This window comes from Sphingomonas endophytica (genome assembly GCF_001476895.1).
Lineage (GTDB): Bacteria > Pseudomonadota > Alphaproteobacteria > Sphingomonadales > Sphingomonadaceae > Sphingomonas > Sphingomonas endophytica_A.
In genome coordinates, this window is record NZ_LDTB01000045.1 from 49,164 (window position 1) to 65,113 (window position 15,950).

10 protein-coding genes are annotated in these 15,950 nt (G+C 69.0%); 4 read left to right on the top strand and 6 right to left on the bottom strand.

Annotated elements, in window-relative coordinates:
• Positions 1 to 14: 14 nt before the first annotated feature.
• The 5 genes from NS334_RS11320 to NS334_RS11340 are packed head-to-tail and all read right to left on the bottom strand — an operon-like array spanning position 15 to position 5,182.
• Entirely contained in the window at positions 15 to 1,124 is a 1,110-nt protein-coding gene (locus NS334_RS11320; RefSeq protein ID WP_058756064.1) for a D-mannonate oxidoreductase, read from the bottom strand.
• On the bottom strand, positions 1,121 to 1,972 hold the full coding sequence (locus tag NS334_RS11325; protein WP_058756065.1) for an amidohydrolase family protein: 852 nt from the start codon (positions 1,970 to 1,972) through the stop codon (positions 1,121 to 1,123). Before NS334_RS11325 ends, NS334_RS11320 begins: the two co-directional genes overlap by 4 nt.
• Before the next feature lie 21 nt (positions 1,973 to 1,993).
• Positions 1,994 to 2,809 (bottom strand): IclR family transcriptional regulator, encoded by an 816-nt coding sequence (locus NS334_RS11330; RefSeq protein ID WP_058756066.1) that lies wholly within the window; start codon positions 2,807 to 2,809, stop codon positions 1,994 to 1,996.
• Positions 2,810 to 2,814: 5 nt separating this feature from the next.
• Entirely contained in the window at positions 2,815 to 4,122 is a 1,308-nt protein-coding gene (gene fucP, locus NS334_RS11335) for an L-fucose:H+ symporter permease (RefSeq protein ID WP_083500423.1), read from the bottom strand.
• A 49-nt stretch (positions 4,123 to 4,171) separates the two neighbouring features.
• Positions 4,172 to 5,182: a zinc-binding alcohol dehydrogenase family protein gene (locus NS334_RS11340; RefSeq protein WP_058756068.1), complete on the bottom strand. Its 1,011-nt coding sequence runs from the start codon at positions 5,180 to 5,182 to the stop codon at positions 4,172 to 4,174.
• Between the two features lie 220 nt (positions 5,183 to 5,402).
• Between NS334_RS11340 and NS334_RS11345 the strand changes: the two genes are divergently transcribed.
• Entirely contained in the window at positions 5,403 to 7,883 is a 2,481-nt protein-coding gene (locus NS334_RS11345; protein ID WP_058756069.1) for a glycoside hydrolase family 95 protein, read from the top strand.
• 65 nt (positions 7,884 to 7,948) lie between these two features.
• Complete coding sequence (locus tag NS334_RS11350) at positions 7,949 to 10,663, top strand: TonB-dependent receptor (protein WP_083500424.1); 2,715 nt, start codon at positions 7,949 to 7,951, stop codon at positions 10,661 to 10,663.
• A 221-nt stretch (positions 10,664 to 10,884) separates the two neighbouring features.
• On the opposite strand, the gene NS334_RS11355 is transcribed toward NS334_RS11350, so the two are convergent.
• Positions 10,885 to 12,690: a DUF885 domain-containing protein gene (locus tag NS334_RS11355; protein WP_058756071.1), complete on the bottom strand. Its 1,806-nt coding sequence runs from the start codon at positions 12,688 to 12,690 to the stop codon at positions 10,885 to 10,887.
• A 134-nt stretch (positions 12,691 to 12,824) separates the two neighbouring features.
• On the opposite strand from NS334_RS11355, the gene NS334_RS11360 reads away from it, so the two are divergent.
• Together NS334_RS11360 and NS334_RS11365 are read left to right on the top strand one after the other, a co-directional pair.
• Entirely contained in the window at positions 12,825 to 14,606 is a 1,782-nt protein-coding gene (locus NS334_RS11360) for a cation:proton antiporter (RefSeq protein ID WP_058756072.1), read from the top strand.
• 58 nt (positions 14,607 to 14,664) lie between these two features.
• Complete coding sequence (locus NS334_RS11365; protein WP_058756073.1) at positions 14,665 to 15,813, top strand: glycosyltransferase family 4 protein; 1,149 nt, start codon at positions 14,665 to 14,667, stop codon at positions 15,811 to 15,813.
• Positions 15,814 to 15,950: the final 137 nt, after the last annotated feature.

The window sequence follows — 15,950 nt, forward strand, 5'->3', positions numbered from 1 at the left end:
ACGACCATAGCGCCTCAGCCGGCCGACAGCATCCCGCGCAGTTCGGGCATCGGCGGCACGTCGCCGCCCGCCCCGTCCACCCAGCGGACGAAGCCACCGATGCGCTTGGCGACCTTTTCGGCGTGATGGGAATGGATGTCGGCGAGCCGGTGGTCGAGAAACGGATTGTCGAACCGCTCGATCGTGCTGGCGACATAAGCGCGAGCCTCCGCCTCCATGCCGCGCGCGGCGAAGCCGGGCACGACCTCCTCGGCCATCACGCGCTCCAGCGCCGCGCGGGTGTCCGGGTCGCCCAGCGCCGCACGGACCGTCGCGCCCTCGGCCGCGCCCGCCCGATGCCAGCGCGCCGCCAGCCAGCTATGGCCGAGGTTGAGGATGTGCAGCTTCAGCCGCTCGAACGGTTCCAGATCGTCGGCCAGTACGACGGCGCGATGCGTGAACGGCAGGTCCAGCCCCGGCTGCCGCTCGATCGCCCAGAGCGCATAGGGTTCGGCGATCGCCCCCGCCGGCTCCAGCGGGGTGCTGACGATCCGGTCGACCAGGGTATTGACCCAGCGGCACCGCTCCTCCAGCCAGACGACGAACGCCGGGTCACGCCGCTGCGCCCGCGCCAGATCGACCGCGGCGGCGCGCAGCACCTCGCCGTTGCGCGATACCAGCTCGCACGGCAGCATCGTCGGGCCATCGCCACCGGTCCGCCAGCGTGCGTGCAGCGCCGCCAGCAGGATCGCGACGAACGATCCCGGCGCCACCCCGTCATCGCGGATCGCGCGATCGGCGTCGGTGACGCGATAGCCGGTATCGCCGGTGTTCGACACAATATGCGTCGCGCGGTCGCGGATCGTCGCGACCAGCGCGTCCCAGTCGCGCGCCGCCTGCATCCCGCCGGTCACGCTGCGCACCCGCACCGTCCGCTCGACCGGCACACCGTTCTCCAGCCCGCGCAGGATGACCGGGAAGCCGGCGGGATCGGCGAACGCCTCCAGCCGGCGCGCGCGTTCCGCGTCGCCGGTGGTCTGGACGATCAGGATGTCGGGCACCGCCTGCCCTTCGTCGCGCGCCTCCGACGCGAAGAGATCGACATGCGCCTGCAGGAAGCGGCTGGTGCCAAACTGGACGATCATCGTGCCCCATCCTTCAACCCATAAGCGGCCAGCGCATTGCCGCCGAAGATCGCCGCCTCCGCCGCCGGGCAGTGGCGGGCGACATAATCCGCGATCAGGTCGTGGACGCGCGCATAATCGGAGGCGAGCAGACACACCGGCCAGTCCGATCCCCACATCAGCCGTCCGGTCCCGAACAGCGTGAAGACATGATCGAGGTAGCGCTCGATGTCGTCGGCCCGCCAGCCGGCATGATCCGCCTCGGTCACCAGCCCGGAGACCTTGCACATCACCTGCGGACAGGCGGCGACCGCCGCGATCCGCTCGGCCCATGGTTGCCATCCCTGCGCGGCGATCGACGGCTTGGCGGCATGATCGAGGATGAACTGCCCGGCCCCGACCCGGTCGAGGAACGCCGGAATCGTGGCGAGCTGGCGATGATCGACCAGCAGATCGTAGCGCAAGCCGCGCGCCATCACCGCGCGCACCCCGCGCACGAAGGCGTCGCCGAGCAGGAAGTCGCCGTCCGCCTCGTCCTGCACGACATGGCGATAGCCGACCAGCAACGGCGTGGCATCCGCGTCCAGCTTCGCCGCGATATCGTCGGCGCGAAGGTCGATCCAGCCGACAACGCCGATGATCGCCGGGCACGCCGCCGCCGCGTCCAGCAACGCGCGCGTCTCTTCGGGCACCTGCCGCGCCTGTACCGCGACGGCGGCGTCGATCCCGCTGCCCGCCAGCGCGGCGGCCAGGTCCGCCACGCCAAAATCGCGCGCGATCGCCGAACCGGGCTCGATCCACCCGAAATCCCGCGTGGTATAGTGCCAGAGGTGATGATGCGCGTCGACGCGCAAGGGTCGGTCGGTCATGGCGGTCCTTGTCGACATCGGTCAGCCGGCGGTGGTCGGATGATGCCCGAGCGTCAGCGAGATGCGCGCCGCGGCCGCGCGCAGCAGCGCATCGACCGCGTCCAGCTTCACCCGCTGCGATCCGTCGATCAGCTCCAGATACGGCACGGTCAGCGCGCCGACGATCTCGCCGTTGAACGCGAACACCGGATAGCTCACGTCCGTCACGCCGTGGGTGATCGGGCTTTGTCGCCGGTCGAATCCCTGCCGCCGCACGGTTTCCAGCCGTTCCTCCAGCCAGTCCATGTCGACGGGCTTGCCCTGCGCCGCCGCCGCCTGCGCGACGAGGCGCTTCACGCGGTGCGGTGGCGAGAAGGCGAGCAGCACCTGCCCCGAACAGCTGCGGATCATGTCGATCGCCGCCCCCAGCCGCAGCGCGAAGCCGCGCATCCCGGGATTTTCCTCCCGCGCGATCACCAGTCCATAGGCACCGTTCGGCACCACGAAATGACACGATTGCTCGGTCTCGGCGGCCAGTTGCTGCATCTCGGGCGTCGCGGCGCGGGTCAGGTGCTGCGCGGGCGTGGCGCGATAGGCGAGGTCGAGGATCTTGTACGAGACGGTATATCGGTCGTTGACGGGCGAGCGCTGCAGATAGCCGATCTGCTCCATCACCACGACGATCCGGAACAGCTCCCCCACCGAGCGTCCCAGCGCGCTCGCCATGTCGGTGACGAGCGCGCCCTGCGGATAGGCCGACAACAGTTCGAGAACCTCGAATGCCTTCTCCAGGGCAGGCGCGGCGTAGGTGGTCGCCTTCGGCCGGGCTGTATCCGGGTCGCGGGGAGCGCGGGCCATGTCGCTCAGGCCCGGACGCGGGCGCGCAGCGCGAAGGTCAGGACGACCGCGAAGCACGCCGCCGGGACGAGCATCGCCGCCGATATTCCGGCACGATCGGATACCCAGCCGATCAGCCCGGTCAGCACCGCGCCGCCGATGATCGCCATGATGATCAGCGACGACCCCAGCCGCCGCAGCGGCCCCAGCGTCTCGACACCCAGCGCGAAGATCGTCGGGAACTGGATCGACATGAAGAAGCTGGTCGCCACCAACGCATACAGCCCGATCGTACCGCCGCCGAGCGCGGCCACGCCGGCCAGCAGCAGCGAGATACCGGCGAAGATCGCCAGCAGCCGCGATGGCGCGATCCACGTCATCAGCGTCGTGCCGACGAAGCGTCCGGCCGCGAACAGCACCAGCGACACGAACAGCATGTCCGCGCCCTGCCGCTCCGACAGCCCCAGCGCGCCGGCATAGCGGATCGTATAGCTCCAGAGCCCGACCTGTGCCCCGACATAGAAGAACTGCGCGATCACCGCGCCGACCAGGCGCGGGTGGCGCAGCAGGTCGGCGAAACGCTCGTCGCGGACCTCCCGCTCCGTCGCGACGGCGCGCGCGCGGGGAAAGGCGGTGAAGGCGGCGGCGAGCGCGAACAGCAGCACGACCGCCGCGATCGCCAGATAGGGTGTCGCGACGGCCTGCACCTCGGTGCGATAGAATGCCTCGCGCGCGGCGGCATCCATGCCGGCCAGCGTGCGCTCGTCATGCTCGATCCCCGACAGGATGAAGTTGCGTCCGACCAGAATGCCGGTGATCGCGCCGAACGGATTGGCGGCCTGCGCCCAGTTCAGCCGCCGCGTCGCGGTGCGCGGATCGCCCAGCTCGGTCATCAGCGGATTGGCGGACGTCTCCAGGAACGCCAGCCCGGCCGCGATCACGAACAGCGCGAACAGGAACAATTGATACGCGCTGATCGCCGCCGCCGGATAGAACAGCAGCGCGCCCGCACCGTACAGCAGCAGCCCGGTGATGATCGCCGCCTTGTACCCGAAGCGCCGCAGCACGATCGACGCGGGGATCGCGAAGGCGAAATAGCCGAAATAGAACACCTGCTGCACGAAGCTGGTGCCGAAATCCGACAGCGTGAACGCCTTCCTGAACTGCGCGATCAGGATGTCGTTCAGGTTGTTGGCCATCCCCCAGAGGAAGAACAGCGACGTGGTGATGATGAGCGCGGGCACCCAGCGTTTGGCCCCGCCCCCGTCGTCGTGCCGATCGTGGGTGTACGCCCCCGCATGATCCTCCGCCACGGGAGAGCCTGTCCACGCCATCACTGTCATCCTCTATGCTGGTTCGACGCCGGTCTGTCCCGCCAGCGCGTTAGAAGGTCACGATCGCCTTCAGAACATGGTCCGCCTCCGCGATCAACCGCGGCATGCCGGCGGGCAGGTCGTCGGCGTCGAGGCTGTGCGTGTGGAGTGCGTCGGTCGGGATCGCGCCGCTGCGCATCGCCGACAGCACGCGCTCGAAATCCGTCGACAGCGCGTTGCGGCTGGCGATCAGCGTCGTCTCGCGCTTGTGGAATTCGGGATCGGCGAAGATCAGGTCGTCGGGGACCACGCTGACCAGCACATAGCTGCCGCCGTGCGCGACATAGCCCAGCCCGGCCCGCATCGCATGGATGTTGCCGGTCGCGTCGAATACCGTGTCGAAGAAATCGCCGCCGGTTCGGTCGGCCAGCGTGTCGCGCACCGAGCCGTCCACGGTCACGACGTCCTTGAAGCCGAGCCGGTCGCGCGCATAGGCCAGCCGCGTCGCGCGCGTGTCGATCAGCGTGACGTGCGCGCCGTCGAGCCGCGCGAACAGCGCGACCGCGACGCCGATCGGGCCGGCGCCGGCCACGAGCACGCGGTCGCCCGCGCTCAATCGGGCGCGCGCCACGGCATGGGCGCCGATGGCCAGGAATTCGACCATCGCGGCCTGCTCCAGCGTCAGGTCGTCGGCGTCGATGACCGCGCCCTCGGGCACGACGATCAGGTCCTGCATCCCGCCGTCGGTGTGCACGCCCAGGACCGCGATCCGCGTGCAGCAGTTCGGCTTGCCCTTGCGACACGCGATGCAGGTGCCGCACGCCAGATAGGGGTTGATCGTCACCCGCTGACCGACGCGCAGCGCCGAACCTTCGGGCGCTGCGGCGACTTCGCCGGCCAGTTCGTGCCCCATCACGCGCGGGTAGGACAGGAAGGGCTGATTACCGGCGAAAATGTGATAATCGGTTCCGCAAAGGCCGACGCGGCGCATCCGCACCAGTACCTCGCCGGGCCCCGGTTGCGGCGCCGCGCGTTCGATCCGCTCGAGCGCATATGGCTCCCGGCACATGACGGCTCGCATTTACCCCTCCCTGACAACACATGTCGCTCTTTCCATATATGAGAGCGCATTCTGGTTCAGGCAACAATCATTTCCGGATGGCCTCCCCAAGCATCAGTCGCTTCACGCCAAAGCCGATTGTGACAAAATATTGAAAAGGTTGATGAAGGTTATACGGGTCGCTTGACTAACTATCACCGGCGCATATGCTTTTTCATATAAGCAAACGACGGAGACGGGGATGGGGACGCGGTTTACCCGGCGAACGGTGTTGCAGGCGGGTGCCGCCGCGACCGCCGCCAGTGGCGTGGATGCCCTGCCGCTGCGTGCCCGGCCCCCGCGCGACGGCGAGGCGCACCGTTTGTGGTTCGACACGCCCGCCACGCGCTGGGTCGATGGACTGCCGGTCGGCAACGGCCGGCTCGGCGCGATGGTGCGGGGCGCCACCGACCGGGAGGTGGTGTCGCTGAACGACGACACGCTCTGGTCGGGATATCCCACCGCCAACGCCAATCCGGATGCTCCCGCCCGGCTGCCCGGCACACGCGCCGCCGCGCTGGCGGGTGATTTCCGCACCGCCAACGAGCGGGCGAAGGACTTGCAGGGGCCGTTCTCGCAAAGCTACGCGCCGCTTGGCGACCTGGTGATCGCGCTGCGTCATCGCGGCGCGATCGGGCAGTATCGGCGCGCGCTGGATCTGGATCAGGCGGTCGCCAGCGTGACCTACACCGCCGATGGCACCCGCTATCGCCGCGAGGTGTTCGCCTCCCACCCCGCGCAACTGATCGTCGTGCGGCTGAGCGCGGAGGGCGGAACGATCGACGCCGACCTGTCGCTCGCCACCGCGCTGCGCGGCGACGGCACCGCCGGCGAGGGCAGGCTGGTGCTGCGCGGCAAGGCGCCGGCGGCGGCGGCGCCCAACTATCGCGACGTGCCCGACCCGATCGTCTATGACGATGCGCCGGGCAAGGGCATGGCGTTCGCCGCGATCGTCGATGTCACCACCGAGGGCGGGCGCGCGACGGTCGACGGCACGGTCATGCAGATTCGCGATGCGCGCCATGTCGAGCTGCGCATCGCCGCCGCGACCGGATTTCGCGGTGTCGACCGATCGCCGGACCTGTCGCCCGAAGCGGTCGAGGCGAAGGCGGCGGCGGTGCTCGCGGCGGCGCGCGGCACCGATGTCGGCGCGTTACGCGCGGCGCATGTCGCCGACCACCAACGCCTCTATCGGCGCGCGGCGCTGCGGCTCGACGGCGCTCGCCCCGGCACCACCGCCGCGCGCCGCGCCGGCAATGCGACACGCACCGATCCGGCGCTTGCCGCGCTGCTGTTCCACTTCGGGCGCTATCTGCTGATCGCCGGTTCGCGTCCCGGTACGCAGCCGGCGAACCTGCAAGGCATCTGGAATGCCGAGGTGCGCCCGCCGTGGAGCAGCAACCACACCACCAACATCAACACCCAGATGAACTATTGGCCGGCGGAGGTCGCCAACCTGGCCGACTGTCATACGCCGCTGTTCGACTGGCTCGATCATGTCGCGCGGCGCGGCACGACCGTCGCGCGCGGCTATTACGGGATGCCGGGCTGGTGCCTGCACCATAACAGCGACCTATGGGCGATGGCCAATCCGGTCGGCGAGCGGGACAGCAACCCCGTCTGGGCCAACTGGCCGATGGGCGGCGCCTGGCTGATGCAGCACGTCTGGCAGCATTATGCCTTCGGCGGCGACCTGACCTTCCTGCGCGCGCGCGCCTGGCCGCTGATGCGCGGCGCGGCGGAATTCTGCGCGGCGTGGCTGGTCGCGGACCCGGCCAGCGGCCGGCTGACCACCGCGCCGTCCGTATCGCCCGAAAACGAGTTCATCGCGCCCGACGGCAAACCGGCCGCGATCAGCGCCGGCTGCACCATGGATCTGGCGCTGACCCGGGAGCTGTTCGCGAATTGCATCGCGGCCAGCGCGCTCCTGAACGGCGATGACGCCTTCGCCACGCGACTGCGCGGGCTGGTCGAGCGGCTGGAGCCGTACCGGATCGGGCGCTACGGCCAGCTTCAGGAATGGTCGCGCGATTTCGCGGAGGCCGAACCCGGCCACCGCCACATCTCGCACCTGTATCCGCTGTATCCGGGCGACCAATTCACCCCGCGCCGCACGCCGGAATGGGCGCAGGCGGCCGCGACGTCGATGCAGCGGCGCGAGGACAACGGCGGCGGCGCGACCGGGTGGAGCCGCGCGTGGGCGACCTGCATCTGGGCGCGCATGGGCGACGGCGCGCGCGCCGGCCGCTCGATCGACACCTTCTTCCAGAGCAGCACGCTCGACAATCTGTTCGACACCCACCCGTCGAACAAGGGACCGATCTTCCAGATCGACGGCAATTTCGGGATCACCGCCGCGATCGCCGAAATGCTGCTGCAAAGCCATGACGGGGCGATCGCGCTGCTGCCCGCGCTGCCGCCGGCGTGGCGCAACGGCGAGGCGTCGGGACTACGCGCACGCGGCGGGATCACCGTCGATCAACGCTGGTCGAACGGACGGCTGGAGGAAGCGCAGCTGTCCTTCGCCAGCGCCGGCACGCCATTGATCCGTCTGCCGGCCGACGTGCGGCTGCGTACCGCCACGCGCGGCGGCGCGGCGGTGGCCGCGCGCGGCGAGCGCGACGGCATCCGCCTGACCGGCGCGGCCGGGGACCGCATCATCCTGCGCATCGGCGCGGCCTGACACGCACGCATCATCATCGCCGACGCCGTCGAAAAGGACGGCGCGGCTCTTCGGGGAGAGAGACCATGTCGTCACGTTCCATTCTGGCCGCCGCGAGCTCGTGCCTGGCCTTATGCCTCGCCGACGCGGCCATGGCGCAGACGGTGCCCGCCGCCACGCCCGACAACGAGGTGGCCACGGCCGGCGAGGATATCGTCGTCACCGGCATCCGGCGCAGCCTTGCCGACGCCACCGCGCTGAAGCGCAACAACATCGGCATCGTCGATGCGATCTCCTCCGAGGATATCGGCCGCTTCCCCGACCAGAACCTCGCCGAATCGCTCCAGCGCGTGACCGGCGTGCAGATCACCCGCAACAAGGGCGAAGGCAGCCGTGTGGCGCTGCGCGGACTGGGGCCCAACTTCACCCAGACGCAATATAACGGCCGACAGATCGCGACGCCGGGCGGCGGGCGCAGCTTCTCCTTCACCTCGCTGTCGTCGGACTTCGTAAGCGCGGTGGAGGTCATCAAGTCGCCCAGCGCAGAACAGGTGGAAGGCGGGCTGGCCGGCACGGTCAACGTCCGCGTCGCCCGCCCGCTGGACGCCGGGCGCGACGTGGTGGCGATCACCGCGGAGGGTATCTACGAGGAGAACCCGAACCGCGTGACGCCGCACGCCTCGCTGTTCGTCAACAAGATCATCAGCGACACGTTCGGCGCGAGCTTCGGCTTCAACTATGAAAAGCGGCGCGTGCTGTCGGCCGGCTATCTGGGGTACGGCGCGGAAAACGGCGTGGAGGCGCGGCGCAATCCGCCGCTCGACTATAATCTGGATGGCGATTTCGCCGACCAGTATCGCTTCATCCACACCACCAATCTGGTCGCGCAGGACGGCAAGTTCGAGCGTGCGACGATGATCGGCGGGTTGCAGTTCAAGCCGTCCGACACGCTCAACTTCTATGTCGACGGCTTCTTCTCGGACTTCAAGGATTACTCGATCTACAACGAGCATCAGGTCCGTTTCACCAATATCCAGGGGCCGGGTGCCGGCATCGCCGGCAGCACGGTGGCGGACGGCTATCTGACGGCGCTGGACGCGAACGGCGTCGATCACCGCGCCGACACGCGCCCGATCGACACGCACGACGAATTGTTCAGCGGCGCGCTCGGCGGGATCTGGACGCTCGACCGGTTGAAGGTATCGACCGAATTCACCTTCTCCAAGGCGCGGCGGACCGCGACCAACTACGGCTTCGCGATCAATTCGCGCGCGCGGGTCGGATACGACACCAACGGCGATCTCGGTCGCGAACCGACCGTGACCTTCGCGCGCGGCTACGACCCGCTCGATCCCTCGACCTACAACCTGCTCGCGGTCGGCGGCACGTACCGGGCGCCCAGCATCGACCGCAATTATGACGGACGGCTCGACGTGGCGCGCGACGTCGACTGGGGCGGCGCGTCGCTGGTCCTGAAAGCGGGCGGCATGTTCGCCAATCGCCGCAGCCAGTTCAGCTCGCGCACCTTCAACCTGACCTCGCAGCAGGTCGCGACCGCTCTGGGACAGGCTTACAATCCGACGATCGAGGGCGGCAGCACGTCGGCGGCGCCGATCCTGGCGGAGGTGAACTATTCCAAGTTCGTGCAGGAATCGCTGGGCCGCTATCTCGCGCCGAATCTGAACGCCTTCTTCGACCGTATCCCGCTCGACACGATGCTGTCGCTGGCCCCGCCGCAGACGCAGCTCGCCAACGACTTCACCGTCACCGAACGCTCCTATGCCGCCTACGCGCAGATGGACATCCGCGCGCTCGACGATCGCTTCACCGGCAATGTCGGGCTGCGCTACGTCCGCACCGACCAGACGTCGGCGGGCTATGCCGCCGACCTGTCGTCGCTGCTGGTGCGGCGCGGGGGGATCATCACCGTCGTCCAACGCACCACGCCGGTGTCGATCGACAACAGCTATGGCGAATGGCTGCCGAGCGTGAACCTGTCCTACGACCTGACGCCGCAATTGAAGGTGCGCGGCGCGGTGGCGCGGACGATGACGCGCCCCGATATCGGCCTGTTGTCGCCGACGCTGAGCGTCGATGCCAACACCAGCACGATGAGCGCGCGCAATCCGAACCTGCGCCCCTACGTCTCCAACCAGATCGACCTGTCGCTGGAATATTATTTCAGCGGCTCTGGGCTGCTGTCGGCGGCGGTCTTCTACAAGGACGTCGACAATTTCATCGTCAATTCCGCCACCTCGGTCACGCAGACGGTGCAGCTGGAGGAAGGCGGCAGCCGCCAGCAAGTGTTCCTGCTGCGCCAGCCGCGCAATGGATCGAGCAGCAAGATCAAGGGCTTCGAACTGGGCGCGCAGGTGCCGTTCACCTTCCTGCCCGGCCCGTTCGATGGCCTGGGCGTGTTGGGGAATTTCACCTATCTCGATCTCGGCGACGTGGTGGTGACGCAGGGACAGCCGGCGATCCCGATCTCGGGCGCGTCGACGCGCAGCTACAACATCGCGGGCTATTACGAGAAGGCGGGCTTTGGCATCCGCGCGTCGTACAATTACCGCAACGGCTTCGTGAACGACCCGATCAGCACCTTCGGCGACGGCGACTATCAGCGCGCCTACGGCCAGCTCGACATTTCGGCGAGCTACGACATCAACCGCATGATCACGCTGAACGCCGACATCACCAATGCGACGAACGCGAAGATCTATAACGACACCGGTGTCGGGCTGCTGCGCGGGGTGGTCGACAACGGTCGCCGCGTGACCGCCGGCGTGCGGGTGCGGTTCTGACGCGCTCGCACTCCCCCTTTCCGACCCGCCCCCTCACCTCACTCTCTCCCGTCGCCCCGGCGAAAGCCGGGGTCCAGTCGGGAAGGCCGTCGTAACGGCACGACATCGCTGGTTACTATCCTCCCGGAACTGGACCCCGGCTTTCGCCGGGGTGACGGGCGTGGAGGGTGACGGATAGTTGAGGGAGTGACGGCGAAGAAGTGGCGCGGCCGCAGCCCCCCTCACCCCATTCGTTCGCGCACCACGCGCTCCAGCACCGTCAGCGGCATCGCGCCCAGCGTCAGGACGCGGTGGAACGCCTTCGGATCCCAGCCTGCCCCGGCCTTGCGCTTCGCCTCGTCGCGCAGCCGCGTCCAGACGGTATGCCCGATCTTGTAGCTGCACGCCTGCCCCGGCCAGACGGTATAGCGATCGATCTCGCCCTGGCTGCGGCCGCGCGCGATGCCGGTGGTGGCGATCAGATAATCGGTCGCCTTCTCGCGACTCCAGCGTTTGACGTGCATACCGGAATCCACGACCAGCCGCGTCGCGCGGAACAGCAGGGATTGCAGATAGCCGACCTGCCCCAGCGGATCGCCCTCGTACATTCCCATCTCGTCGGCCAGCTGCTCCGAATAGAGCGCCCAGCCCTCCGAATAGCCCGAATAGAAGCCGCGCCGGCGGATCAGCGGAATGTCCTGGCTCTCCAGCGCGGACATCACCTGCAGATGATGCCCCGGCACCGCCTCGTGATAGCTGAGCGTCGCCAGCCCGAACTTCGGGCGATCGAACGTGTCGCGCAGGTTGATGAAGTAGATCGCCGGGCGCGTCCCGTCGAGCGAGGCGGACTGGTAATAGCCGCCCGGCGCGCCGGCCTGGATCGCCTCCGGCACGCGCCGCACCTCGACGGGTGCGCGCGGCAGGATCGCGAACTGCTCCGGCAGCCGCTTGGTCATCGCCGCCACCTGCGCGCGGAGTTGCTCCAGCAGTGCCTCGCGGCCCGGATCGGTGTTGGGATAGAGCTGGTCCGGGCGCCTGTTGAGCGCGACCAGTCGTTCGCCGACGGTCCCTTGCGTCATCCCCTGCGCGCGCAGGATGCCGTCGATCCGCGCGCCGATCTCCGCGACCTGCGCCAGCCCGAGCCGGTGGATCTCGTCGCCGGTCAACTCGGTCGTGGTCGCCGCGCTCGCCGCCGCGGCATAATAAGCCGCACCGTCCGGCAGGCGCCACACGCCCGCGTCGTGCACCGCCCGCCCGCGCAATTCCGTCACCAGCGCGCGCTGCCGGTCCAGCGCCGGGAAGACGCGCTCGGCGACCAGCGTCGCCGCCGCCTCGGCGCGGTCGGCGGGCAGGTCGGCCGCCTTCAGCTTGGCAGTAAGATCGCTTACCATCCCCGTCGCCCCGGGCGCTCGGTCGCGCACCGCCGCCAGCTGCTTCAGCGTGGTGTCGAGGATGTAATCGGGTGCGAACACCCCCTTGGCCGCATCCTCGCGCTGCCGCTCGGTCTCGGCATCGATCACCGCGCCCAGCGCCGCGACGCGGGCGACGTAAGCGTCGGCGTCGGCCGCGTCGCGGATGCGGTGCTGATTGGCGAGGAAGTCCGGCACGTCGCGATACGCGCCGGTCAATTGCGTCAGCACATAGGGCGCATACCGCCCCGCACTCGCGCCGAACGTATAGCGTTCGCCAGCCAGCACCCGCTCCAGGCTGTAGGATACGATATCGTAATCCAGTCGCGCCGCCGGTCCCAGTGCCGCGCGCGGGATCGCGCGAAGCGCCGCCAGTTCGGAGCGCGCGCGCGCGAACTGGCGCGCCTCGCCCGCCCGGCTCGCATCGCCCAGTCGCGACTTGAGCGCCGCGCGCGCGCCGCTGTCCAGACCCAGCGAGGTCGCCTGCTCGGGATTGTCGTCCAGCCGCGCATAGAAGAAGCGATCCAGCAGCGCGCGCAACTCGGCATCGCGTGTGCCGGTCGTGGCATCGGCCGTACGCGGCAATGCCGCAAGCGCGGCGGCGGACCCGGCGGAGGCAAGAAACTGGCGACGGCGCATGACAACTCCCGATAACGCGAAACGCGGATCAGACTGGCGGCGGCGACATGCTTTGTCGAGCGCGCGCAGTCACTTGGGATTTTTTAGCCCATGGGTGGCGACAAACGCGCCGCGCCTTGCGTAAGGTTACGCGCATGGCGATCGGACTGCACAACGAAGGCTTCTCTGACGCACTGGTGGTATTGGGCGCGGCCGGACTGGTGATCCCGGCCTTCGCGCGCTTCCGCATCAGCCCGGTGATCGGGTTCATCCTGGTGGGGGCGCTGGTCGGCCCGGCGGGGCTGGGCGCGCTCGTCCCCAAGGCGCCATGGCTCTATTATTTCACCATTTCCGATCCCGCCTCGATCGAGCCGTTCGCCGAGTTCGGGATCGTGCTGCTGCTGTTCTCGATCGGGCTGGAGCTGTCGTTCCGGCGCTTATGGGCGATGCGGCGGCTGGTGTTCGGCACCGGGCCGGCGGCGCTGGCGGGTTGCGCGACGCTGATCGGCGTGGCGCTGCATGTCATGGGTCAAAGCTGGGGCGGCGCGGCCGGGCTAGGCCTTGCGCTCGCCCTGTCCTCGACCGCGCTCGTGCTACCGCTGGTGGGCACGACCAGCCCGGTGGGACGCGGCGCGTTCGCGATCCTGCTGTTCCAGGACCTCGCGCTGGTGCCGATCATCTTCGCGCTCGGCGCGATGGCCCCGACCGCCAGCGACGAGGGATGGGTCGGCATCGCCGGGGTCGCGCTGCGCGGCGGCCTGACCGTGGTGGCGATGTATCTGGGCGGCCGGCTGGTCCTGCCGCGCCTGTTCGCGCAGGCGGCGCGAACCAAGAGCCCCGAGCTGTTCCTCGCCGCCTCGCTGCTGGTCGTCATCGTCGCCAGCGTCGCGACCACCGCCGCCGGCCTGTCGCCGATCGTCGGGGCGTTGCTGGCGGGGCTGCTGATCGCCGAAACCGAATATCATACCGAGGTCGAGGTGATGACCGCGCCCTTCAAGGGGCTGGCGCTGGGCGTGTTCCTCATCACCGTCGGCATGAGCCTGGACCTTGGTGCGATCCTCGCCAACTGGGTGCCGCTGCTGACGGCGGTCCTAGGCGTCGTCGCCGGCAAGGCGATCGTCACCTTCCTGCTGCTGCGCGTCGCGAACGCGCGGCCGGGGATCGCGGCGGAAACGGGCGTGCTGATGGGCAGCCCGTCGGAGACGACGCTGATCGTCCTGGCCACCGCCGCACAGGCGCAGCTCATCACCGCCGCCACCGCCAGTTTCTGGCAGACCGTCACCGCGATCGGGCTGACGATCACCCCGCTGCTGGCGCTGCTCGGCCGCGTGATCTCGCGCCGAATCGAGGGGCGGACCACCGCGCCGCCCGACGCGCTCGACCATGCCGAGGGCGAGCGTGCGGTCGTGTTCGGCTTCGGGCGCGTCGGGCGGCTGGTCGCGGACATGCTCGCGCGCCACAAGCAACCCTATGTCGCGGTCGAGGCCGATATCGACGCGGTGACGCAGGCGCGCAGCGGCGGCTATCCGATCATCTTCGGCGACGTGGCGCGTGCCGAGCTGATCGACCGGCTCGACCTTGCCAATGCGCGGATGCTGGTGCTGACGATGGACGAGCCGGTGCTGACCGTCCGCCTGACCAAGCGGCTGCGCGCGGACTTCCCCGACCTGCCGATCATCGCGCGCGCGCGCGACACGGTGCACGCCGCCGAACTCTACAAGGCCGGGGCGACCGACGCCGTGCCCGAGACGCTGGAAAGCTCCTTGCAATTGTCGGAAGCGGTGCTGGTCGATCTGGGCGTTGCGATGGGGCCGGTGATCGCCTCGATCCACGACAAGCGCGAGGAACTGCGCGAGACGATCCGCCGCACCGCGATGCTGGACCGCGAACCGCGCATCCGCCGCATCCGCCGCACCGACGAGATCAAGACCGCCTAGTCACCCTTGCACGCGCTGGGTCGCGATTTTGCCGCAGATCGGCGATAGCGAAGGGGATATGAACCCAACCGAGCTGCGCGTCGCCTTTCTCAGCGGCAATTACAATTATGTGCGCGATGGCGCGAATCAGGCGCAGAATCTGCTGGTCGGCTATCTGCTCGACCAGGGGGTGAAGGTGCGCGTCTATTCGCCGACCACGCCCACCCCGGCGTTCGAGGCGCGCGGCACCGTCGTCGACGTGCCCGCGATCCCGATGCCGGGCGGGCGCGGCGAATATAAGCTCGGGCGCGGCCTTCCGGCGAAACCGCGCCGCGATCTGGAGGCGTTCGATCCGCATCTGGTGCATGTCTCCGCGCCGGAATTCCTCGGCCATGCCGCCGTCACCTGGGCGCGCGCGCGTGGCGTGCCGGTCGTCTCGGCGGTGCACACGCGGTTCGAAACCTATTTCCAATATTACGGCCTGTCGCTGGTGCAGCCGGCGATCAAGTGGATCCTGCGCCGCTTCTACAACCGCGCCGACCGCGTGCTGGTGCCGACGCCGTCGATGGCGGAAGTCGTGCGCGAACTGGGCGTGACCACGCCGGTGTCGATCTGGGGACGCGGCGTGAACCATCGCCGCTTCCATCCCGATGCGCGCAGCCTGGAGTGGCGGCGTTCACTGGGGATCGCCGATGACGAGGTCGCGATCGGCTTTCTCGGTCGGCTGGTGCTGGAAAAGGGGCTGGGCGTCTTCGCCGACGTGCTCGCCCGGCTCGATGCGCTGGGCGTGCGGCACCGCGTGCTGATCGTCGGCAAGGGGCCGGCGCGCGAGTGGTTCGCGCAGCGTGTGCCGCAGGCGGCGTTCGCTGGGTTCCAGAGCGGCGACGATCTCGGCCGCGCGGTCGCGTCGATGGACGTATTGTTCAATCCCAGCGTCACCGAAACCTGGGGACAGGTCACGTCGGAGGCGATGGCGGCGGGTGTCCCCGTGGTCGCGGCGCGTGCGACGGGGGCGATGGACCTGCTGGAGGACGGCCGCACCGGCTTCCTGATCCCGCCGCAGGACGTGAACGCCTATGCCGAGGCGATCGCGCGGCTGGTGAACGACGCGGACCTGCGCGGCGCGATGGGCCGCGCGGCGCACGAACGCGCGGCGGATTTCCGCTGGGACACCGCCAATGCGGCGGTGCTGCGTGCCTATGCCGAGGTGCTGGCCGCGCGCGGGTAATGTGGTCGCTGAGGCGGGGAGGCGCGGAGAGGTCGTGTTCGCCGCCGATCAGGAGACTGCACAACATCGCGTGCTGCTGAGCCGGCGGCGCCGGCTCGGGACGTTGCCGCAGGCGCAGGGACTGTCAGGAATTTCGT

What these genes read in the sequence shown, in the direction of transcription:
- fucP (WP_083500423.1), bottom strand. Translation starts at nt 4,122, where the DNA reads ATGGCGTGGACAGGCTCTCCCGTGGCGGAGGATCATGCGGGGGCGTAC.
- NS334_RS11340 (WP_058756068.1), bottom strand. Translation starts at nt 5,182, where the DNA reads ATGCGAGCCGTCATGTGCCGGGAGCCATATGCGCTCGAGCGGATCGAA.
- NS334_RS11330 (WP_058756066.1), bottom strand. Translation starts at nt 2,809, where the DNA reads ATGGCCCGCGCTCCCCGCGACCCGGATACAGCCCGGCCGAAGGCGACC.
- NS334_RS11350 (WP_083500424.1), top strand. Translation starts at nt 7,949, where the DNA reads ATGTCGTCACGTTCCATTCTGGCCGCCGCGAGCTCGTGCCTGGCCTTA.
- NS334_RS11320 (WP_058756064.1), bottom strand. Translation starts at nt 1,124, where the DNA reads ATGATCGTCCAGTTTGGCACCAGCCGCTTCCTGCAGGCGCATGTCGAT.
- NS334_RS11355 (WP_058756071.1), bottom strand. Translation starts at nt 12,690, where the DNA reads ATGCGCCGTCGCCAGTTTCTTGCCTCCGCCGGGTCCGCCGCCGCGCTT.
- NS334_RS11345 (WP_058756069.1), top strand. Translation starts at nt 5,403, where the DNA reads ATGGGGACGCGGTTTACCCGGCGAACGGTGTTGCAGGCGGGTGCCGCC.
- NS334_RS11325 (WP_058756065.1), bottom strand. Translation starts at nt 1,972, where the DNA reads ATGACCGACCGACCCTTGCGCGTCGACGCGCATCATCACCTCTGGCAC.
- NS334_RS11365 (WP_058756073.1), top strand. Translation starts at nt 14,665, where the DNA reads ATGAACCCAACCGAGCTGCGCGTCGCCTTTCTCAGCGGCAATTACAAT.
- NS334_RS11360 (WP_058756072.1), top strand. Translation starts at nt 12,825, where the DNA reads ATGGCGATCGGACTGCACAACGAAGGCTTCTCTGACGCACTGGTGGTA.